20 protein-coding genes are annotated in these 20,884 nt (G+C 40.4%); 10 read left to right on the top strand and 10 right to left on the bottom strand.

Annotated features, from left to right (window positions below; genetic code table 11):
- The first annotated feature begins 76 nt into the window (after positions 1–76).
- A complete protein-coding gene (locus FXF70_RS08945) occupies positions 77–1,429 on the top strand; it encodes an amidohydrolase family protein (protein WP_058213915.1) in 1,353 nt (450 codons plus the stop codon).
- Between the two features lie 39 nt (positions 1,430–1,468).
- On the opposite strand, the gene FXF70_RS08940 is transcribed toward FXF70_RS08945, so the two are convergent.
- Positions 1,469–3,406 carry an ABC transporter permease gene (locus FXF70_RS08940; protein ID WP_148780123.1) on the bottom strand — a complete coding sequence of 646 codons (1,938 nt, stop codon included), beginning with the start codon at positions 3,404–3,406 and terminating at the stop codon, positions 1,469–1,471.
- Positions 3,396–4,157, bottom strand: a complete 762-nt coding sequence (locus FXF70_RS08935; protein ID WP_007501759.1) for an ABC transporter ATP-binding protein — start codon at positions 4,155–4,157, stop codon at positions 3,396–3,398. The genes FXF70_RS08940 and FXF70_RS08935 overlap by 11 nt, the downstream gene beginning before the upstream one ends.
- A gap of 298 nt (positions 4,158–4,455) precedes the next feature.
- Here FXF70_RS08935 and FXF70_RS08930 point away from each other — a divergent pair, with 298 nt between their 5' ends.
- Together FXF70_RS08930 and FXF70_RS08925 are read left to right on the top strand one after the other, a co-directional pair.
- Positions 4,456–4,800: a PadR family transcriptional regulator gene (locus FXF70_RS08930; protein ID WP_035391131.1), complete on the top strand. Its 345-nt coding sequence runs from the start codon at positions 4,456–4,458 to the stop codon at positions 4,798–4,800.
- On the top strand, positions 4,791–6,035 hold the full coding sequence (locus FXF70_RS08925) for an FtsW/RodA/SpoVE family cell cycle protein (RefSeq protein WP_046344207.1): 1,245 nt from the start codon (positions 4,791–4,793) through the stop codon (positions 6,033–6,035). Before FXF70_RS08930 ends, FXF70_RS08925 begins: the two co-directional genes overlap by 10 nt.
- Positions 6,036–6,109: 74 nt before the next feature.
- Here the strand turns inward: FXF70_RS08925 and FXF70_RS08920 are convergent, their stop codons facing one another.
- The 8 genes from FXF70_RS08920 to FXF70_RS08885 form a co-directional block, all read right to left on the bottom strand.
- On the bottom strand, positions 6,110–7,114 hold the full coding sequence (locus FXF70_RS08920; RefSeq protein WP_148780122.1) for a sensor histidine kinase: 1,005 nt from the start codon (positions 7,112–7,114) through the stop codon (positions 6,110–6,112).
- Positions 7,114–7,803 (bottom strand): response regulator transcription factor, encoded by a 690-nt coding sequence (locus FXF70_RS08915; protein ID WP_017358287.1) that lies wholly within the window; start codon positions 7,801–7,803, stop codon positions 7,114–7,116. The genes FXF70_RS08920 and FXF70_RS08915 overlap by 1 nt, the downstream gene beginning before the upstream one ends.
- 109 nt (positions 7,804–7,912) lie before the next feature.
- On the bottom strand, positions 7,913–8,833 hold the full coding sequence (locus FXF70_RS08910; RefSeq protein ID WP_008343120.1) for an iron-hydroxamate ABC transporter substrate-binding protein: 921 nt from the start codon (positions 8,831–8,833) through the stop codon (positions 7,913–7,915).
- A 190-nt stretch (positions 8,834–9,023) separates the two neighbouring features.
- Positions 9,024–9,623 (bottom strand): response regulator transcription factor, encoded by a 600-nt coding sequence (locus FXF70_RS08905; RefSeq protein ID WP_007501749.1) that lies wholly within the window; start codon positions 9,621–9,623, stop codon positions 9,024–9,026.
- Positions 9,620–10,756, bottom strand: a complete 1,137-nt coding sequence (locus FXF70_RS08900; protein WP_048002751.1) for a sensor histidine kinase — start codon at positions 10,754–10,756, stop codon at positions 9,620–9,622. The genes FXF70_RS08905 and FXF70_RS08900 overlap by 4 nt, the downstream gene beginning before the upstream one ends.
- 117 nt (positions 10,757–10,873) lie before the next feature.
- Positions 10,874–11,929, bottom strand: a complete 1,056-nt coding sequence (desA, locus tag FXF70_RS08895; protein ID WP_017367843.1) for a Delta(5) desaturase DesA — start codon at positions 11,927–11,929, stop codon at positions 10,874–10,876.
- A 190-nt stretch (positions 11,930–12,119) separates the two neighbouring features.
- Complete coding sequence (locus FXF70_RS08890; RefSeq protein WP_148780121.1) at positions 12,120–13,562, bottom strand: DEAD/DEAH box helicase; 1,443 nt, start codon at positions 13,560–13,562, stop codon at positions 12,120–12,122.
- Between the two features lie 116 nt (positions 13,563–13,678).
- A complete protein-coding gene (locus tag FXF70_RS08885; protein ID WP_017358281.1) occupies positions 13,679–14,482 on the bottom strand; it encodes an NAD kinase in 804 nt (267 codons plus the stop codon).
- 447 nt (positions 14,483–14,929) lie between these two features.
- Here FXF70_RS08885 and sppA point away from each other — a divergent pair, with 447 nt between their 5' ends.
- The 7 genes from sppA to FXF70_RS08850 all read left to right on the top strand — a co-directional run bounded on the left by sppA (position 14,930) and on the right by FXF70_RS08850 (position 20,836).
- Positions 14,930–15,931, top strand: coding sequence for a signal peptide peptidase SppA (gene sppA, locus FXF70_RS08880; protein ID WP_135009397.1), 1,002 nt, complete (start codon positions 14,930–14,932; stop codon positions 15,929–15,931).
- 14 nt (positions 15,932–15,945) lie between these two features.
- Positions 15,946–16,470, top strand: a complete 525-nt coding sequence (locus tag FXF70_RS08875; protein WP_008343136.1) for an RDD family protein — start codon at positions 15,946–15,948, stop codon at positions 16,468–16,470.
- Between the two features lie 101 nt (positions 16,471–16,571).
- Positions 16,572–17,279: a DUF2953 domain-containing protein gene (locus FXF70_RS08870; protein ID WP_148780120.1), complete on the top strand. Its 708-nt coding sequence runs from the start codon at positions 16,572–16,574 to the stop codon at positions 17,277–17,279.
- A 14-nt stretch (positions 17,280–17,293) separates the two neighbouring features.
- Positions 17,294–17,746, top strand: coding sequence for a GerW family sporulation protein (gene ytfJ / locus FXF70_RS08865; RefSeq protein ID WP_007501733.1), 453 nt, complete (start codon positions 17,294–17,296; stop codon positions 17,744–17,746).
- A 112-nt stretch (positions 17,747–17,858) separates the two neighbouring features.
- The gene (gene tpx / locus FXF70_RS08860; protein ID WP_007501731.1) at positions 17,859–18,359 is read left to right on the top strand and encodes a thiol peroxidase; all 501 of its coding nucleotides are present in this window, start codon (positions 17,859–17,861) and stop codon (positions 18,357–18,359) included.
- Positions 18,360–18,447: 88 nt separating this feature from the next.
- Complete coding sequence (locus FXF70_RS08855; protein WP_148780119.1) at positions 18,448–19,422, top strand: class I SAM-dependent methyltransferase; 975 nt, start codon at positions 18,448–18,450, stop codon at positions 19,420–19,422.
- Between the two features lie 229 nt (positions 19,423–19,651).
- Positions 19,652–20,836 carry an acetate kinase gene (locus FXF70_RS08850; RefSeq protein ID WP_007501728.1) on the top strand — a complete coding sequence of 395 codons (1,185 nt, stop codon included), beginning with the start codon at positions 19,652–19,654 and terminating at the stop codon, positions 20,834–20,836.
- The last annotated feature ends 48 nt before the right edge of the window (positions 20,837–20,884 follow it).

Here is a 20,884-nt window from a genome sequence, read left to right as displayed (position 1 = left end):
AATTTGAACCTGTTATGTCTTAAAATAACAGAGAGAATGAGTGACTCATTCTCTTTATTTGAAAAGGGGGATATGGATGAAGAAAACATTGTTTAAAGATGCGGCTCTTATCACACTTGATCCATCTTTAGGTTTTCTGGAGAAGGGAGATCTATTAATTGAAGGGGCACATATTGTAGAAGTCGGACCTTCGATTGAAGCAAGCGGTGCTGATGTTGTGGATGCGTCTGACATGGTCATCATGCCAGGGCTTGTGGATACCCATCGTCATGTGTGGCAGTCCGTCATACGGGGGATCGGAACAGATTGGTCTTTGCAAACGTATTTGAGCAAAATTTATTATGGCAACTATGGGGCGATGAGACGTCCATCAGATGATCGAATTGCTAATTATTTAGGCGCATTAGAGGCATTAGATGCAGGAGTGACCACGTTTTTCGACTGGACGATGATCAATTCTATGGATCATACAGAAGAACTCATTGGAGGTTTAAAAGATGCGGGTATTCGAGCGGTCTTTGGTTTTGGTACCTCTGGAGATGCAGCGTATTGGGACAGAGAGAGTACGCTCACGAATATGGAAGACGCAGCCCGCGTGAAACAAAAACATTTTCAATCATCGGATCAGCTGTTGACGATGGGACTTGCCATTCGTGGACCTGAATTTTCTTCATGGGAGACGACCGTCTTTGAAATTGAAACAGCGAGATCACTAGATGCATTATGCAGTATGCACATTGGCTTTGGAAATTGGGGAGCGGCGGATCGATCGATTGAACGGCTTCATCAAGCAGGGCTGCTCGGGCCTGATTTGAATATGGTGCATATCAATGCAATTGATGCAGATCAAATGAAGATGTTAGCTGACAGCGGAAGCTCCATCTCGATTACACCTGAGATTGAAATGATGATGGGACACGGATATCCTGTCACAGGGCTCGCCATTGAAAATGGCGTTCTGCCAACGCTTGGTGTAGATGTGGTGACAGCGACAGGCGGAGATTTGTTTGCTCAAATGAAATTCGGACTACAGGCGGAGCGGGCGATTCAAAATCAATCTTTATTGATGGAAGGGACGATGCCAGGGCCTGAACTTGGATTGTCTGCACAGCAAATGCTTGAAGCAGCCACAATAAACGGGGCTCGTGCCTTGAAGCTTGATGACAAAATCGGCTCACTCACACCTGGAAAAGAAGCTGATTTTATCTTGATCGATCGGACAAGCATGAATCTTCTTCCGATGACAGATCCAGCTGGGGCAGTTGTGCAAACGGCACACCCTTCAAATGTTGATTCTGTCTATGTGGCTGGAAAAGCAGTGAAACAAAATGGGAAGCTAGTTGGAGTGAACTTAGAAGAGATCAAACAAAAAGCTTATGCGGCAAGAGATCATATTTTATCGCACAAGTTTGAATCAACGCCATCATAAACAAACAATCCCCATAGGCAGCTACCTATGGGGATGAGATTACAAGGATTCTTTAATGACTTTTTTGTAATACTGGACAGATAGGAATCCGAAGATAGAATATAGCACCGTATAAATCGACATGACGATGAGCATTGGTGTCCACAGTTCACCGCCGAAGAAAAACCAGCCTGACTGTACTGCAAAGTAGCTGTGAAGCAACCCGACAACGAGCGGAATCCCAAAGTTAAATAGCTGCTTGAGCCGAATACCTTTTAATAGATCCTTCTCAGTAAAACCAAGCTTACGCAAGATCGTGTAAGAGCTTTGTTCTTCTTCACTTTCATTCATCTGCTTAAAGTATAAAATACAGCCTGATGTGACAAGGAAGCTGAGACCTAAAAATCCGACTATAAACATCATCAGTCCGATGGTTTGTTTTTGTTGCTGAGTGGTAGCCAATTGAGACATGCTGTTGTCACCTAGTTTTAAAGAGGTAAACACATCATTCGCTTGTTCAAGGTTTTGATCATCTTTTATATTGACTGCGTGATATTGATTATTCTCAATCTGAAGTTTAGGGTCTTTCTGCTGGTCAAGCTGCTCAAAGACACTTTGACTGACGACAGCAACAGGTAGACCACCAAACGTGAAGTTGTAAGAAATGAGGTAATCTTTTTTCATATCAATGACCTTTAAATCAAGGGGTTTCTTAATAAGTAGTTTCACATCACCTGAACTTTGAATCGGCATGAATTTCTTCAATAAATCACTGTAGCCGCTTAAGATGACTTCGTTGCTTTTCACATGAATATTCGGTGCGTTTTTCTCACTGATCACAGGTAGAGTTAAGACACCTGGATCATTATTCATATTTTTAATCTCTGAATCCATGATCTTTTTTGCGTCAAACTTCGCTTGAATGACCTTGAACTGCTTTGTTTCATACGCAATATGTTTGTCAGAAAGTGCACGAGTAAAGGTGTTGGCTTCTTTCTCAGATCCCATGACGAAATGTGAAGGGATCTGTTGTTCAGCGGTTTTTTCTGCTGAGTAATAGGAAATGTAGCTTAAAGATAACAACCCGATGGCAAGCGCAGATACCGTTGTAATAATCGTTAAAAGCAGTGCGTTTGATTTTAACCGGAACATAATAGATGACAGAGACAGGACTTCATGAATGGCGAGATAGCCATTTTTTCGTTTGCGTACGATATTGGCAATGAACGAAACAGAGCTTTTATAGAAAAGAAAGGTACCGATAATGACAGAGGCTAGAATATAAATCATCGCTAAAAGTAACGCAAGCATGGACGTATATGTGCCGGTAAAAAGCTGAGAAGAAATATAATAGCCTGAGCTGATGAATGCAATGCCTAGAACCCCAATGATGATTTCAAACACAGAGATTTTTTTCACACGCTGTTCTGTAGAAGATGTGGTTCTAAACAAAGATAAAATCGTCTGTCTATTAATAAACCATCGATTTCTTAACATAATTAATCCATAGATGACGAAAAAGACGATCAGTGTCTGCAAAAGGGCCATGCCTGAAAAATGCAGGTTGGCGATGGCGTTCACGCCGGTTACTTTAAATAGCACCATCAGCATGAGTTTTGAACCGATAAATCCAGCTATGATACCAATAGCCATGGAGACCACGTATAGGATAAAGTTTTCTGCATTGAGTAGTTTGGCAATTTTTTGTTTCGTCATGCCAATGAGCTGCAGGAGACCTATTTCTCTCCCTCTTCGTTTAATAAAAATGCTGTTCGCATATAACAGGAAGATTCCAACAATGGCAATGAGTAGTACTGAAGCGGCTTTAATCGACGCACCGCCCTTAATGGACCCCTTTACATCATCAAGTGCTGGTGAATACTGCAAGGTGACAAAGGAAAAATAGAGCGCCACACTAAATACAAGTGCAAACACGTATAAATAGTAATTTTTTAAGTTTTTCTTCAGATTGCGGAAGACGAGCTGATTAATGTTCATGCTTCACACCGCCTAAAACACCTTGCGTTTTCATAATATCCTCGAAAAACATCTTTCTCTCTAATGCGCCTTTATTCAATTGTGTATAGATCTGTCCATCTTTGATAAAAATCACTCGTCTTGAATAACTGGCTGCAACAGGGTCATGCGTCACCATGACAATGGTTGCTTTGCGCTTGTGATTGAATTCTTGCAGCTTGTTCAGTAAGTCAGACGCAGATTTGGAATCAAGTGCTCCGGTTGGTTCATCAGCAAAAATGAGGCTTGGTTCATGAATAAAGGCACGTACCGCAGATGTCCGTTGCTTTTGTCCACCAGACAGTTCATTTGGATATTTGTCTCTTAGTTCATAAATCCCCATATCCTCTGCAAGCTGTTGAAAGCGTTCAAAAGCTTCTTTTTTAGGCGTTTTGGAGATGGATAATGGCAAGAGGATGTTCTCTTTAACCGTGAGTGTATCAAGTAAGTTATAATCCTGAAAAACAAAGCCAAGCTGTTTCTTTCTAAATTCAGCGAGCTGCTGATCTTTCATTTGCGTCATTTCTGCATCTGCGATCCGAATCGATCCGCTGGACACATGATCAATCGATGACAATACGTTCAAAAGGGTCGTTTTCCCCGAGCCTGATGGCCCCATGATGCTGACAAATTCTCCAGCTTCTATCGTCAAATCAATGCCTTTCAGCACCTCTTGTTTATTGAATTTATTTCCATAGCTTTTATATAACTTGCGAGCTTCTAAAATGTTCATCTGTCGAACCCCTTTTTTATTTAATTGATATCTCTAGTATAAAAAGAAGCCGAGCAGACTTCCTGCGATTTGGCGAACAAAACAGACGAGCATGTGACATTGTTGTCACATGCTTGTTTCATATGTCAAAGCCTTATGTAGAATTCAGATTGTTATTCAATTATTTTATCTGTTTTTCGCTATGATGTATCAAATTTCTTGTTTTTTTCTGATGAACCTTTACAGAGTATTTGATTTCATGTAAGATATGCATATCAAATATATGCATAGTAAATCTATGTATTAGAGGTGACGATGGATGAAAGTGAGTAAAGAGCTTCTAAAGGGGAGTACTGCTACCCTTATTTTAAGCTTGTTAAATGAAAAGCCGATGTATGGATATGAAATGATTAAGGAATTGGAGTCGAAATCCGAAGGAATTTTTAGCTTTAAAGAGGGGACGATATATCCTATTTTGCACACTTTGGAGGGGAAAGGATTTATTGTGTCTTACTGGGGCGAAGGGAATGGCAATCGAAAAAGGAAGTATTATCGGATTAATGAACAAGGCAAAGCGTTTATGAAGGAAAAGAAAGAAGAATGGACTGTGTTTAAAGATGCAGTAGATGGCGTTTTGAACGGGGAGAAAGTCGTATGGGACTAGAGAAAAAGTTTGAACAATATATCAAAAATGTGTGTAAACGAATCAAAAATAAAGACGTACATGCAAGTATAAAGCTTGAGCTTCGTGATCATTTATACACGCTGAAAGAGGAAGCGGTCAGTGCGGGCATGTCAGAAGAAGAGGCGGTAGATCAAGCGCTCGATCAAATTGGAGATGCAGCCATACTCGGAATGCAGCTTCATGAAACACACAAAACTCAAGTTGACTTTAAAACGATACTTCTTGTATTAGCTACTTGTTTATTTGGGCTGTTTGTAATGTATTATTTTCAGTTTCATTCTCATTTACTTCATTTTCAAGACACGAATATCTTTTATAAAAGTCTCATTTACTATGTATTTGGTCTTGCGTTGATGCTTGGACTGTTTGCTTTTGATTATCGGCGCTTTTTACCCTATTCATGGCATTTATACATAGGAACGATTGGAATGCTGATTCTTACAATGATGATTGGGACAAGAGTGAACGGTATTCTCTTTTTAAGCTTAAATAATGGATCGATCAATCTGACTGAAATTTTTCCATTTCTGATGATTATTTCGTTAGCTGGCATTTATCAATCTTGGAATTGGAAGAATGGTTTCAAGTCCTGGCTAGGGTTAGCGATTGTCACTTTACCCATTATTTTATTACATATAGTCGGATCTCTTTCTGCAACCATCACCTTTATGGTCATATGCATAACGATGATGTATGTATCTCATGCAAGAATGAGACAGCTTATTCCGTTTACAGCAGCAGGTATTGTCTATCTCATTGTTCAATTATTTTCTCTGTATCAAGCTGATATGGCCCACTTTTACCAATACTCACTTCATGAATTTAGCTCAAATGGTTTTCAAATAAATCCGTACGCATTGTATGATGTTCACACTGATTGGATGTTGACGTATATCATTTATTCATTCGGATGGTTTGCAGGATTGGCCGTTCTTATGTTGTTTGTGACTTTGATTTATAGAGTAGTTCATACAGCGAAACGAGTTCAATCTGCTTATGGCAAAATATTAATGATTGGTTTGGCAACCACATTTGCAGCAAAATTTATCTTAAGTATTTTCACAAACTTTGGATTATTGCCTATATCAGGAGTTTCCATGCCTTTTATGAGCTATGGGGGATCTCATATTCTTCTAGAAATGATGTCAGTCGGGCTGCTAATGAGTATTTATAGAAGGAAACAGCTAGGAGAAATATGCCGTGAAGTAGCGTGATATGGCTGTATAAAATCACCCAATCTCTTCAATGCATCGTTGGATGAAGAGATTGGGTTTCTTGAACTGTATGTTCACATGCTTGCAATATGCACAAAATCATTCTTTTTCGGAAAAATAAAGGTGAAAGTTGTCCCTTGATCTAATGTGGAGTTGACCTCGATCGTGATATGAAGAGCGTCAGCTCCCTTTTTTGTTAAATAGAGCCCCATGCCTGTGGAGGCCGTGTCATTGTGATGTCTTGTGGAGGTAAAGCCTTTTTCAAAAATACGGGACACGTCTCTTGGGTCAATTCCTCTGCCTTGATCTGTGATGGTGAGCACCACTTGTTCGTTCATTTGTTTGCTTTCGATGATAATGTCAGATGATTGGCTGTACTTGACGGCGTTTGTCAGCACTTGTCTGATCATAAAGGATAACCATTTTGTATCACTTAATACATCTCGCTCTTCTAATAAAAGGTCAAAGCCAATTCCTTTTTGCATACACCACGATTGGAGCGCTTTGATTTCTTTCGTTAGCATGTTTTGGAGATCCAGTTTTTCAATAAATAAATCATTTTCAATATGTTGGATCCTGCTCTGATGCAGCTGTGCATCAAGGAGTAAATGTATTCTAAGCCATTCATAGGTCATATTTGATTTGAGCGGCTGTTCTGTTATGCGGTCAATCATTAAGTGCATCGCCGTGAGCGGCGTTTTCACCTCATGTATCCATGAGAGCAGTTCATCTTTTTCTTCTTCCAGCGCAGTCTTTTGCTTAGCCGTCATCTGGCGGTATCGGTCGATTTGCTCTGACGCTGCCTCCTGTACAATTTGTTCAAAGGGGGAAGAGGATTTGAGACGCATTTGATGGTCTATATTTTCATCCCATTCTTTCAGTTGCATGTAATAAGCAGTTTCTTTCCGGTAACGAAAAAAAAGAAAAACAATGAAGAGTAATGTAGACAAAAGCACGATATAAAAAAGAGAAGCGAGTGGAATCGTTGTATCCAAATATGCAACAAAGAGAATGAGAAGCTGCAAACTAAGAAAGAACAAGATCCAGCTTCTTCGTTCTTTTAGAAATGCTTGCAGCATCATTGATCATCCTTTTCTTTTGCAAGATAACCTTGACCCACCTTTGTTTCAATGAAGGTGCCAAGGGAGATTTCGTCTAGTTTTTTTCTAAGGCGGTTGACGTTTACAGTGAGTGTATTGTCACTCACGAATCGTTCATCGTCCCATAAAGCTTGGATGAGAGATTCCCTTTTGACGATATGGTTTTTATGCTGAATCAATTCTTTGAGAATAAAAAACTCATTTTTTGTTAATTCAATCTCACCGTTTTCATTTGTCACTGTATTATTTTCGAGATCAAGGGTAGCGCCGCACCAGACTTTTAAGTTGGCTGGTTCCGCATTGTAATCATGGACTCGGCGAAGAACAGCACTTACTTTGGCGATGAGAACGTCAAAGTGAAAGGGCTTTTGTACAAAATCATCAGCTCCAAGCTGCATCGACATGACCATATCAGCAGGGTGATCACGAGAGGAAAGAAAGATGATGGGCACATTAGAATGATGCCGAATCATCCGGCACCAATGAAAGCCATCATACTTTGGCAGCTGAATATCAATAATGACTAAATCAGGCTGGATGGAAGTGAACTCCTGCATGACCTGTTGAAAATTGTTGATCCCATACACATCATAAGACCAGTTGACTAAACGTTCTTTGATTTCTTGGAAGAGGGTTGTATCATCCTCAATCAGCAAAATTTTAAACAAAACGAGCACCACACTTTTTGAATTACTTGTACATTATTGTAGCGGAAAATAGGCACTCCCGCTAGAAGCAGACAGCAAAAAAGCAAGGGAAGAGATCCCTTGCTTCGGTTTATTTACCTAAAAAGTGCTTTTTAAAGAATGATAATTGATATTCAAGTGTGAGCGGGTCATTAAAGTAAAACTCTTCCGCATTTGCTTCATACACACGATGTTTTTTCACAGCAGGAATGGACTTATAGATTTCACTGTTTTGATAGGAATTGTCCATTTCGCTGTTTTTGCTAATGATCATATAGTCTCCGGCAAATTCAGGGATGACCTCTTGTGATACCGCATAATAACCAGCTTTTAATGCTTTTTCTTTTACTTTTTCAGGCATTTTTAGTTTCATTGCTTGGTAGAGGATTTCTGTTCCGCGACCCCATGCATCTCCAAAGACGTAAAGGTCTTTTGTGCCGCTTTCAAAGACAGATACGGTTGCATCTTCACCAATTTTTGCTTTGATTTCTTTGCCAGTTTCAGCTGCGCGTTTTTTGAAATCCTTGACCCATGCTTCTGCTTCTTTTTCTTTGTTTAAGACTTTTCCAATTTCAATATGCTGCTGAAGGTAATCGACTTTGTTATACGTGAATAAAACGGTAGGGGCGATTTTTTTCAGTTTTTCTACATTTTTTGCACCGCTTAAACCGATGATGACATCAGGCTTTAGCTTCATGATTTTTTCTACATTTTCATCGGATACTTCTTCCACATTTTTTAATTTCTTTTTGAAACGTGGATTCTTTTTTGACCAAGAGTCAACACCCACAAGGTTCACACCAAGTGACAAGACATTTCCTGTATAAGAGGCGAGAACAACAACACGTTTTGGATTTGCTGGCAGCTTCACAGGTCCATTTTCAGATTGATATGTAATCGTGTCCGATGACGTTGATTGCTTTCCTTTATTTGAGGAAGAGTTGCTGCTATTGCCACATGCGCTCAACGCAAGTACGAAGATGAGCATCAGAGGGAACAATATTTTCTTCATGAATGTAAACTCCTTTGAAATCGGCACATCAGCCGTGTATTTGGTTGTATAAGTGATAATGATAATTATTATCACTCAGATATCATACCATAGAAGTGAGGTTTGTTGTCAATGATATTTTAGCAGTGGATAGAGGAATTCTGATAAAAAGAAAAAAAGATCAAGGCAGTGTATGACCTGATCTTTTTTCTTATTTAAACCAGCCTTTTTCTTTGGAACGAGTAATGGCTTCAATTCGGTTTTTGACTTCTAGTTTATCTAAAATAACGGATATGTAGTTTCGGACAGTGCCACTTTTAATGCTGAGTTCCTTGGCGATTTCTTTTGTGTTTTTTCCGTCTGCGACGAGTTCTAGAACCGACTTTTCTCGTTCAGTTAAAGGATTTTCGTCGCTATACAAGTCTTCCATTAATTCAGGGGCGTACACCTTTTTCCCTTTCATCACGCTGCGGATGGCACTTGCCAAATCCTCGCTTGGGCTGTCTTTCAACATGTAGCCGCTAACGCCAGCTTTCAGTGCTCTTTGAAAATAGCCAGAACGAGCAAAGGTTGTTAAAATGATGATCTTCACATCAGACTTTTTAAGTTCTTCAGCGGCATCGAGCCCAGATTTTCCTGGCATTTCAATATCCATTAAACAAATGTCGACAGGATGTTTTTGAGCAAAATCAATGGCGTCCTGGCCGTTTGTACCTTTTCCAACAACCGTCATATCGTCTTCTAAATCGAGAAGCGATCCAAGAGCACCGAGCAGCATTTGCTGATCCTCTGCGATAAAGATGTTAATCATTTTATTTCCTCCTTATCTTTCGCTGCTGAATCATTTGGAATGCTCATGATCAGCTTCGTCCCGTTTTTTGTCTCAATGTGCAGGCGTCCATTTGCAAATTCCAATCTTTCTCTAATCCCTGCAAGGCCATGTCCCTTCGTTTGAGAGGATGGATGACTGCCTTTAAATGTGCCGTTATCCTCAACTGTAATGACAGCTTCCTTTGACTTTTGATGAATCGTGATTTGACAGACAGTGGCGTCGCTATGTTTGACGACATTCGTCACGGCCTCTTTGATGCACATGCTCACAATGTTTTCGTTCAGAAGAGAGATGTGTTTCGGCGCTTCCTTTTCATCATAAATCATGTCAATATCGGCGGCTTCAAGGATTTGTTTGATATTCAATATTTCATCTTTGATCCGAATGCCTTTCATGGAAGAAACAATTTTCCGCACTTCATTTAGAGACGTTCTAGCTGTCTGCTGAACACTCTTTAGTTCGGCACGAGCCTGTTCAGGATCTTTATACACGAGTTTACGGGCAAGGTCACTCTTTAATCCAATGAGAGAGAGTTTTTGTCCAAGTGTGTCATGCAGATCGCGAGCAATTCGCTGTCTTTCTTCAAGTTTGACAAGATCGGCGATCCGTTCATTGGCATATTCTAATTTCTCTTCTAGCCGTTCACGTTCCTTCCTGCTTCTAATGCTAAGAGGGAGGAGAATGGCGCTGATCAGTGTAATCACGACAAACGGAATTTGCGTGAGAAACCAGCCCTTTTTTAAGATCAGGCTAAAGTTCACCGCTACGGCAGCGCTCGCTAGATGGATATAGTATAAGATATAGAAAGGGACTTTTCTTTTGATATGCCCGTTGAAATAGGCGATACAAAAAGCAAAATAAATGTAGCTATAGAGCATCACATAACCAGTCGAAATGGCGATTAATAGAAGGCCGAATACATATAACGACCAGCCCTTTGAGACAAAGGCAAAACGGTAGACCGCAAAAAAAACGACGTTTAAAATAATGCCGATCACAATGCCTAAAGTCGAAGGGGTCTTAAAGATAAAATAAAAGGGCAGGATGAAAAAAATCGCCCAAATATATGGGGAAATCCCATGCAGTTTTTGAATTTTCAGTTGTTTTTTCATCCGTGATTCACCTTTTTCATTTTTTCAGTCTTTTTCACTACTTTATCAAATTGAACAGGTGACTGCATCCTGCAAATACAACAAGCTCCTTCTATTGTAAGAAAGAGCTTGCGCCAATTATGCATTCTTCTTCAGAATGTCTCCTTTTATGACAGGTGCGGGCATCTTCTTAGATTGCCGTGCTTCTTTAAAGGTAACGAATGCTTTCGTTTCTTCATCCCAAAGTCTAAATTTCATCGACTCAATACTAGTCTTTAACGTGATGGTTGGCACATTTTGAAGCGGCTCACTGTGCTCATGGGCATGTTCTAAATGATAATTCGGTACCCTCGGACTTAAATGATGAACATGGTGATAGCCGATATTGCCTGTTAACCATTGAAGAAGCTTTGGCAATTTGTAAAAAGAACTGCCTTCTACAGCTGCCTGCACATAATTCCAATGTTCATCTGCTTCAAAGTAAGAATCTTCAAATGTATGCTGCACGTAAAACAGCCATACACCGATTGATCCTGAGATCAGGAAGATTGGACCTTGGACAAGCAGGAACTCCTGCCAGCCAAAAAGAAGACACGTTGCAGTTGCTAGCGCAATGATGCTCACGTTTGTGAAATACGTGTTCCAGCGCTCTTTTTTACGAGCATTTTTGACGTTGAAACGGTTTTTTAAGAGAAAAACAAAGATCGGTCCTAAAATAAACATCACAAAAGGATTACGGTAAAATCTGTAGCGAAATTTCGTCCAAGCTGATGCCTCTTGATATTCTTTGACTGTCAGTAGCCAAATGTCGCCAGTACCTCGTTTGTCTAGATTACTGCTTGTGGCATGGTGAATTGAATGATCTCTTTGCCATTGAAGATAAGGGAAAAGGGTGAGTACGCCCGTTACAAAACCGAACAGGTGATTCAGCGGCTTTTGTTTAAAAAAGGATTGATGGCAGCAGTCGTGAAAAATAATAAAGACACGTACTAAAAAACCAGCTGCAATCACCGCAAAGAAGAGGGTTAAAAGGTAGGAGATGTTCAGGCTATAATAGGCAAGAAACCAAAGCCCCAAAAATGGAATGAATGTATTAAAGAGTTGAATGATACTTTTTTTCGAATTAGCACCAGAGAATTGGCCAACTTGTTTTCTTAAAGTGGCTTGCTGCTGTGTGTTTGTTGAAGTCGTCATGAACGTTCAAGTCCTTTCCGTTTCTTTCTACTTCAAAGTATAGAAGGAAAGGTGTCATGTTCATAGTAGCACCCATCATGTATACTATATGACATTTGTCATGTTGAGTATCAAAAAATCAGGTGGCAGAAGGGTTTGTAAGTTGTGATGATAATCAATAAAAAAAGTAAAGGCGCTTAGCCTTCACTTTTTATGCACGTGCTTCATGTACTTTTAACTGCTTGCCTTTAATCGTTGTGTGGCGCATGGCTTTTAGCACAAGAGGGCCTTTGCCATTTAAAATATCTACATATGTTTTTGTTTCCTGAATGGTAATAATCCCAATGTCATCAAACGCAACGCCGTCTATTTTGGCGATCGTTCCAACGAAATCAACTGCCCGGAGTTTCTTTTTCTTCCCGCCGTTAAAATACAGCTTCATAATATCTTTCTCTATGCCGGCCTGCTTATTTTCCTTTTGAATCGGTGTTTCAATTTTTTCTTCAAAGTTTGCCACATGCTGTTCTGCTTCTTCTTTTGTAGGATAAGGCTGAATCTGAAAATGAATACCAGCTTCCTCTTTTAATTCTTCAATAAGCGGCTGCCCGTGCCTTGTCATAAACGCAATCGTTTTTCCGCTTTTACCCGCTCTGCCAGTTCTTCCGGTCCGGTGAATATAGCGTTCTTTTTCATATGGCAAGTCGTAATGAATTACATGTGTCATATCACTGACATCAATTCCTCGGGCTGCAATATCTGTTGCGATCAAATAACGGAATTCCCCGTTTTTGAATTCATCCATGACGGCAAAGCGATCTTCCTGCCTCATCCCGCCATGAATCTTATCGCAAGGAACATCCCACTCATCCAGCTTCATCGTCAGCTCATTCACTTGCTCCTGCGTATTGCAAAAAATGATACAGCTATCTGGATTTTCAATGACAATCGTTCGTTGAAGTAATGAAAACTTGCCTTCTTCCTCGGTTTCAATCAACGTGTGGGTGATTTGCTGCTTCGTCGTTTCCGCCCGAGCAATCTCTATCACTTTTGGCGATTGTAAAAACTGCTCACTCAAATCCTTCATTTCATCAGACATCGTCGCTGAAAATAACATCGACATCCGCTTTGGCGGCAGATGCTGAATAATAGAAGAGACTTGATCAATAAATCCCATGTTCAGCATTTCGTCTGCTTCATCTAACACGAAAAATGACAGATTGTCTAAAGAAAGTGTCCCTTTTTCAAGGTGATCCAATATTCGTCCTGGCGTTCCGCACACAATGTGGTTCTTTTGTGCAAGCTCTATTTTTTGTGCTTGAAATGGAGCTTTTCCATAAATGGCGGCCGCTTTGATTCGTTTAAATCGTCCGAGGCTGGTCAGATCCTGTTTGACCTGCATGGCAAGTTCTCTTGTTGGGACGAGGATGAGGGCTTGAGGTTTATTCTCAGCCCAATCCACCATTTCACAAATTGGCAGACCGTAGGCTGCTGTTTTGCCACTGCCTGTCTGAGATTTGACAATGAGGTCCTGCTTTGAAAAAGCAACGGATAATGTCTCGTGCTGGACGGGTGTAGGTGTATGGAAATGAAGCGCTTCTAGCGCTTGTTTCAATTCATCGCTTAATGGATATTGATCAAAATGTTGTAATGGCATCGTGTTCTCCTTTTCGTACATGTATACTTGTGACATCATACCATATCTTTTCAAAGACACCATGACCTTGAATGAAAAGGCATGAAAAAAAGCCCCATAAAGGAGCTTTTCAATGATTAAAGGAATCTGCGTTTTACTTTTTCCCAATAGGAGTTATCTTTTAATTTGACTGTTTTGATCACTTTACCAGAAAGGCCAATATCAATTTGTTTGACATGTTTTGTACCTAGCGCTTCGTTATCAAGACCGATAATCGGATGGTCGTTACCGTCCTGAACAACCTTTAGTGTCAGCTTGCGGTCACTGCTTAAAATGAAAGGAGCTCCAAGTGTACGGTATGAGTTGTTATTCAGCGATGCCAGCTCGGTTACTTGCATACACGGAAGCATCGGATCCACCACGGCGCCGTTGACAGATTTATTGTAGGCCGTTGAACCGGTCGGAGTGGAAATAATCATCCCGTCGCCTCTAAAGGTTTCAAAATGGAAATCATCTATATACACATCGATGACAAATGTTTTAATGATGCTAGAGCGGATCGACAGTTCGTTTAAGCAATGGAACTGGTTTGTACTGTCAACGCTTACATCGATGATCGGATATTTTCTCACTTCAATTTGTTCAGTGTTCATGGCATCAATCATTTGATCAAAATGTTCTAACGAAAAATCGCAGTATAGGTGCGAATTCTCTGTTTTTGATACCCCTACATACAAGCAGTCATCCCGGAAGTTCGTTTTGCGAACCGCTTGAAGAAATGTACCATCTCCACCAATTGAAGCAATGATATGGGCATCTTCTGCACGCTTTACGACGTGAAAGCCTTGATCGGTAGCGAGCTTCTCCAGAGAAGAAATGTGTCCATCCAATTCATGATCTTTTTTGTAAAAGAAAAATACATTGCGACGATTGTCTGTCATTGACGTTCTCCCCTTTGTTGTCAAAAATAGATTTCGAGTAGTAAAGGGCTTACATAAAAACCCTTGCTCACATTTTACACTTTTTTCATATGAAAGTAAAAATATTAGAAAGACGCTTCATCATGATAGAGGCTTCCATTTGAGAAATGAGTCATTGTAAGTGATTAGACAACGCTGACTTTGAGCATAATTTAATAGCTCATTTTGGAGGCTAGAGAGGTCTGGGCGTTTCGTTGTGGAGATGATCTGAGCTATTAGATGTAGGAAGAGGATAAAATAACCAATTTTTCGTCATGATGAGCAAATGATAGAAGATGTAAAGTTGATCGTCATTTCACATCGGTGCTATCATATGTTGAAATGAAATGTAAAAAAACCACAGTTCCTGTGAAACATTTCATGTGTGTATTCGTATGAACGAAGTGAGACAAAAAGGAGGAGAAAGAAATGAATGCGAAAAGATGGGTAGCCTTAATCATTGCACTTGGTGTTTTCGGCTTTTCGATTGTGATTAGTATCACGACGGCCTTGTATGAAAGCTTCAATGATAATAAGATGAGCTATCAATTCGGGGACGAAATCGAAGAAAAGGTACTAGAGGATGGCAGCGGAGCGAGTAAAATTGCTGTACTTGAGATTAATGGTACGATTCAAGATAACGGTGGTGCATCCAGCCTTTTAGGCGGGGAAGCATATGATCATCGTGCGTTCTTAAAAGAATTAGATAAAGCAAAAGACGATGCGTCTGTGAAAGGTGTCTTGCTGCGTGTCAACTCTCCTGGCGGCGGTGTCTATGAAAGTGCTGAAATACATAAAAAATTAGAAGAAGTAAAGAAAGCGAAGAAGCCAATTTATGTTTCCATGGGTTCAATGGCGGCTTCTGGCGGCTATTATGTATCCACTCCAGCGAAAAAAATCTTTGCTTCACCTGAAACGTTAACAGGCTCTCTAGGGGTCATCATGCAAAGTTTGAATTATGCAAAGCTGGCAGATAATTTAGGCATCAAATATGAAACCATTAAAAGTGGAAAATTCAAAGACATCATGTCTCCAAATCGTGATATGACAAAAGATGAGCGTGCTATCATGCAAAGCATGGTTGACAACTCTTATGAAGGCTTTGTGAAAGTCATTTCTGAAGGACGCGGCATGTCTAAGCAGGACGTCAAGAAAATTGCTGACGGCCGGGTCTATGACGGAACACAGGCGAAATCGAACGGATTAGTGGATGAGCTTGGGTACTATGAAGATGCACTAAAAGCAATGAAGAAAAATGAAAAAGGCTTAAAAGGAGCAACAGTAATCAGCTATTCACAAAGCTTTGGCTGGAACTCTCTTTTCAATATGAGTGCAAGCAAGCTCTTTAAAAGCGAAATTGATTTTCTGAACTTAAAAGAAACACTGGCTGGCTCAAATGGGTCTAAACCGATGTATCTCTATTCAAAATAAAGGAGGGATCATAGATGGATTCTACATTCGATGAAGTAACGGAAAGTCGCAGCCAAGAGGGAGAATCAAGGCCGACTCTTGCGAAGCGCACTTCAATTGAAGCGCAGGCCTTTGCAGGTTTCTGGATTAGATTTTGGGCATTTATCCTAGATTGGCTCGTCGTATGGGGTGTTAACCATTTGACGGTTTCTCCAATCTTTAGTCTCTTTGGCTGGTCAAAAGGTGGAGGCTGGTTTTCCCCATTTTCCGTCACAACCACAATTGTCTTTCTGCTTTATTTTGCGATCATGACGAAGATTTTCCAACAAACACTTGGAAAGATGGTGTTTGGAATCAAAGTCGTCTCACTTCAGCCGGAGAAGAAGCTGCCATGGGATGTCATTTTCTTTAGAGAAATTGTGGGGAGATATATTAATACGCTTTTTGTTCTCTATGCTGTGGTTGGGTTCACGCCGAAAAAGCAAGGGGTTCATGACTACTTTGCAGATACGGTGGTTGTTCATGAACATTTATATGAAAAAACAGAATCAAACGCATAACCAAAGAGAGTTTGGCCGGGTACCGGTCAAACTCTTTTTTTGGGTGATTGGGTATAAAATCCAGAAGGAGAGCCATAATCGTAGAGGAAGCATCATTTGTTATGGAGGAAGTGAGCACAGTGCTGTACGTTTGGATCGCAGCTTTTTTGTTCCTTGTGATCTTATTGATCTTTATGAAAGTGACCATTTCACTGGACTATTCACATGCAAATGACAATGACCATATTGCGGTGAAGATCATCACCTTATATGGAATCGTCAGACTGAAGAAAGACATTCCGATGGTGAAAGTGAATACGGAAGATCAAACGATTGATATTCGTGAAAAGAAAATGGCCAGCACCAAAACGTCTAATCAAGAAAAAGAAACCATGCATAAAAAAGTGGGAAAACGTGATGTAAAGGAAATCCTTCATCAAATGGAGCGTATTACAAAAGAAATTGTCGATCTAAACCGGATCATGCGAAAGTTCTTCATTCATATAAAAATCGTCTCATTTCACTGGTCCACCTGGATTGGTTTTCATGACGCAGCTTTAACAGGTGTAGCAGCCGGCGGTGTGTGGTCAGTCAAAGGAGCACTTCTTGCCTTTATGCAGGAGCATCTCACCTTTAAGCACAAACCCGTCTATGAAGTGATTCCCGCTTTTCAGCACAATGTATCACAGACACACTTTGCATGTATAGCTTATTTTCGGATTGGACATGCTATGCTTGCAGCCATTCGATTACTTGTCCATTGGTTAAAAGGGAGAAAGGCGAGAAAAAATGCCTCTCTTCAAGCAACGAAGAATGAATCATCTGTTTAAGGAGGAACCCGAAAATGGCAGATCATCCAATCCAAGGTCTGATGAAGACAGCGATGGAAAACTTAAAAGAAATGATTGATGTGAACACGATCATCGGCGATCCAGTCGAAACCCCTGACGGCAGTGTCATTCTCACTGTGTCAAAGGTTGGTTTTGGATTTGCAGCCGGCGGCAGTGAATTCAACGGTAACCAAAAGAAAGAAAAACGGTCTGATGAACAAGAACGAAAAGAACCGAGACTCCCATTTGGAGGCGGAAGCGGTGGCGGAGTATCGATTACACCAATCGCCTTTTTAATTGTGGGAACAAATGGCGTTAGAATGCTTCATTTGGATGAACACACACATCTGCTCGATAAAATATTGGATTCTGCTCCTCAAGCAATTGAACGTCTTCAGCACATGTTTAAGAAGGATGAACGGGAGCATCGTCACAAAGAACGAAAACTAGATGACATAGACCTTTAAAAAGTTAGCTGCCCTGCAGTTAACTTTTTTTTCAAAATGGACGATTAGGCTTTGCAGTTTTTTGCTTTCTCTACTATGATAGAACCATACATTTGATAAGGGAGGAATTGTTTTGGCATCGATCACATTTAAAGGGAGCCCAGTAACGCTTGTAGGAAATGAAGTGAAAGTAGGCGAGCAGGCTCCAGATTTCACGGTATTAACGAACTCACTAGGGGAAGTTTCACTTTCTGATTTAACAGGAAAAGTGACGATTATCTCAGTGATTCCTTCTATTGATACAGGTGTGTGTGACGCACAAACAAGACGTTTCAATGAAGAGGCAGCCGGTTTAGGTCCGGTCAATATCTATACCATTAGTGCAGACCTACCATTTGCACAAGCACGCTGGTGCGGAGCAAACGGAATTGAAAATGTCGAAACATTATCTGATCATAGAGATATGTCATTTGGTGAAGCGTTTGGTTTATATATGAAAGAATTGCGTTTATTGGCGCGTGCGGTCTTCGTATTAGACCCAAGCGGAAAAGTCGTTTACACTGAGTATGTAAGCGAAGCAACCAATCATCCAAATTATGAAAAAGCCATTGAGGCTGCGAAATCACTGTTATAAAAGCAGCATCGACAAGAGCTCCGGCTTCATACTGGGGCTCTTTTCAATGAGAACATATAGCTTTTAACAAAGCGAGGAGAGAAAAGCATTGCAGAAAGATCAAGTGAGTACGATTTATGAGCTGCTCGATACAGCTTCAATTCGTTTAAAAAAGGAACAGAACATTTCCTATATTGAAGCATTGGCAGAAGCAGGAGAAGCCTTTTTCCAGTCAAATGATCGAAACGGTTTACTAAAAGATTTAATAGAGAAAGCAGATTTCGCCTCTTATGATCATGAGCAGATTCGTAAAGCGTTTCAGCTCGCCGTACTGAAAGGACAAAAAGATATTTCACATCCAAACCGGCAGATGACACCTGATACAATTGGTCTGTTTGTCAGCTATTTGGTCAATAAATTTTTAGAAGGACAAAAAGAGCTGGTTGTCTTTGATCCAGCAGCGGGAACAGGGAATTTACTGCTTGCGGTCCTCAACAATGTAACAGCAGAAACAACACGCGGTTTTGCCTCTGAAATTGATGACGTGCTCATTAAAATTGCGTGGGCACAAGCGAACTTAGAAGAAAAAGAAGTAGAGCTTTTCCACCAGGACAGCCTTGAGCCGCTTCTTATCTCACCAGCAGATGTTGCTGTATGCAGTCTTCCTGTCGGGTATTATCCAAATGATGAGTGCGCTAAAGACTATGAATTAAAGGCAAAAGAAGGTCATTCCTTTGCGCATTATTTATTCATTGAGCAAAGTCTTCGTTACACGAAAGAAGGCGGCTTCTTATTCTTCATCATTCCAAACGATTTATTTGAAGGAAAAGAAAGCGTACAATTAAAGGATTTCATCAAAGAACATGCATATATGAATGCGTTAATTCAGCTGCCAGTCTCTATGTTCAAAGACAAAAAGCATGCCAAAAGCTTATTTGTGATGCAAAAGAAAAAAGAGGGGCTCGAAGCACCGAAACGTATGCTATTTGCCAATCTGCCATCTTTCTCACAGAAGGAAGCAATGGTTGGCGTCATGAGAAAATTAGACCAATGGTTTATAGAAGAAAAAGAAACGAAAGAATAGCCAGAGTGATGTCTGGCTATTTTATTATTCAGAAAATAACGACTTATTGATGTAAGCGGTAACAGTTCGAAGGTGTACTTGAAATGCAAAGTTTTCAATGTTTAAATGAAAAAGTCAGATATTTTTCGGACTTATCGTTAAACTATAAAAGACCCGTTCAAACAGGTTGAATATAGCACCGAAAAAACGTGAAACCTTATATAACAACTGAGTAAAAGGAGCGACAGTAATGTCCAAAATTATTGCAATCAACGCAGGAAGCTCATCTCTTAAATTCCAATTGTTCGACATGCCAGAAGAAACCGTTTTAACAAAAGGTCTTGTTGAAAGAATCGGAATGGACAACAGTATCTTCACGATTTCTGTAGATGGAGAAAAGAAAACAGAAGTCACAGATATTCCAGATCATGCAGTAGCGGTTAAAATGCTGCTTGAAAAACTAATTGAATTTAACATCATCAAAGACTTTAATGAAATTGATGGCGTAGGACACCGCGTCGTTCACGGCGGAGAAAAATTCAGCGATTCTGTTGTATTAACAGATGAAGTCATCAATGACATTGATCAGCTTTCAGAGCTTGCACCACTTCACAACCCTGCAAACGTTGTAGGAATCAAAGCATTTAAACAAATTCTGCCTGACGTACCAGCGATTGCTGTGTTCGATACAGCGTTCCACCAAACAATGCCAGAGCAGTCTTACCTATACAGCCTTCCGTACGACTACTACAAAAACTTTGGTATTCGTAAATACGGATTCCACGGGACAAGCCATAAGTTCGTAACAGAGCGTGCAGCAGAGCTATTAGGCCGTCCTCTTGAAGAGCTTCGTTTGATTTCTTGCCACCTTGGAAATGGTGCAAGTATCGCAGCAGTTGAAGGCGGAAAATCAATCGATACGTCAATGGGCTTCACACCACTTGCGGGTGTTGCAATGGGAACACGTTCAGGTAACATTGACCCTGCCCTTATTCCATTTATTATGGAGAAAACAGGACATACAGCTGAAGAAGTACTTTCTACTTTGAATAAGAAGAGTGGTCTTTTAGGTGTGTCTGGTCTTTCAAGTGATCTTCGTGATATCGAAGAAGCGACAGAAGAAGGAAACGACCGTGCAGAAGTAGCACTAGATATTTTTGCAAGCCGTATTCATAAATACATCGGTTCTTATGCAGCGAGAATGAATGGTGTAGATGCCATCATCTTCACAGCTGGAATCGGTGAAAACAGCTCAGAAGTGAGAGCACGTGTACTTCGTGGTCTAGAATTCATGGGCGTATATTGGGATCCATCTCTTAACAACATGAGAGGCGAAGAAGCATTCATCAGCTACCCTCACTCTCCTGTAAAAGTCATCGTGATTCCAACGAACGAAGAAGTCATGATTGCAAGAGACGTTATGCGTTTAGCGTAACATCCTTTTAAAGCTCTTTTCCTCAGCGGAAAAGGGCTTTTTTCTATT

This window comes from Bacillus sp. Y3 (genome assembly GCF_008123875.1).
GTDB classification, from domain to species: domain Bacteria; phylum Bacillota; class Bacilli; order Bacillales; family Bacillaceae; genus Bacillus; species Bacillus altitudinis.
Note: the sequence above shows the minus strand (reverse complement) of the source record. Positions and strands in the feature narration are given on the sequence as shown.

Bases quoted from the DNA above. Each gene is read 5' to 3' on its own strand.
- FXF70_RS08875 (WP_008343136.1), top strand. From the start codon at position 15,946: ATGGATTCTACATTCGATGAAGTAACGGAAAGTCGCAGCCAAGAGGGA.
- FXF70_RS08920 (WP_148780122.1), bottom strand. From the start codon at position 7,114: ATGCTGCAAGCATTTCTAAAAGAACGAAGAAGCTGGATCTTGTTCTTT.
- desA (WP_017367843.1), bottom strand. From the start codon at position 11,929: ATGACGACTTCAACAAACACACAGCAGCAAGCCACTTTAAGAAAACAA.
- FXF70_RS08890 (WP_148780121.1), bottom strand. From the start codon at position 13,562: ATGCCATTACAACATTTTGATCAATATCCATTAAGCGATGAATTGAAA.
- FXF70_RS08870 (WP_148780120.1), top strand. From the start codon at position 16,572: ATGGAGGAAGTGAGCACAGTGCTGTACGTTTGGATCGCAGCTTTTTTG.
- FXF70_RS08850 (WP_007501728.1), top strand. From the start codon at position 19,652: ATGTCCAAAATTATTGCAATCAACGCAGGAAGCTCATCTCTTAAATTC.
- FXF70_RS08905 (WP_007501749.1), bottom strand. From the start codon at position 9,623: ATGATTAACATCTTTATCGCAGAGGATCAGCAAATGCTGCTCGGTGCT.
- FXF70_RS08900 (WP_048002751.1), bottom strand. From the start codon at position 10,756: ATGAAAAAACAACTGAAAATTCAAAAACTGCATGGGATTTCCCCATAT.
- FXF70_RS08925 (WP_046344207.1), top strand. From the start codon at position 4,791: ATGGGACTAGAGAAAAAGTTTGAACAATATATCAAAAATGTGTGTAAA.
- FXF70_RS08935 (WP_007501759.1), bottom strand. From the start codon at position 4,157: ATGAACATTTTAGAAGCTCGCAAGTTATATAAAAGCTATGGAAATAAA.
- FXF70_RS08930 (WP_035391131.1), top strand. From the start codon at position 4,456: ATGAAAGTGAGTAAAGAGCTTCTAAAGGGGAGTACTGCTACCCTTATT.
- sppA (WP_135009397.1), top strand. From the start codon at position 14,930: ATGAATGCGAAAAGATGGGTAGCCTTAATCATTGCACTTGGTGTTTTC.
- ytfJ (WP_007501733.1), top strand. From the start codon at position 17,294: ATGGCAGATCATCCAATCCAAGGTCTGATGAAGACAGCGATGGAAAAC.
- FXF70_RS08885 (WP_017358281.1), bottom strand. From the start codon at position 14,482: ATGACAGACAATCGTCGCAATGTATTTTTCTTTTACAAAAAAGATCAT.
- FXF70_RS08940 (WP_148780123.1), bottom strand. From the start codon at position 3,406: ATGAACATTAATCAGCTCGTCTTCCGCAATCTGAAGAAAAACTTAAAA.
- FXF70_RS08910 (WP_008343120.1), bottom strand. From the start codon at position 8,833: ATGAAGAAAATATTGTTCCCTCTGATGCTCATCTTCGTACTTGCGTTG.
- FXF70_RS08945 (WP_058213915.1), top strand. From the start codon at position 77: ATGAAGAAAACATTGTTTAAAGATGCGGCTCTTATCACACTTGATCCA.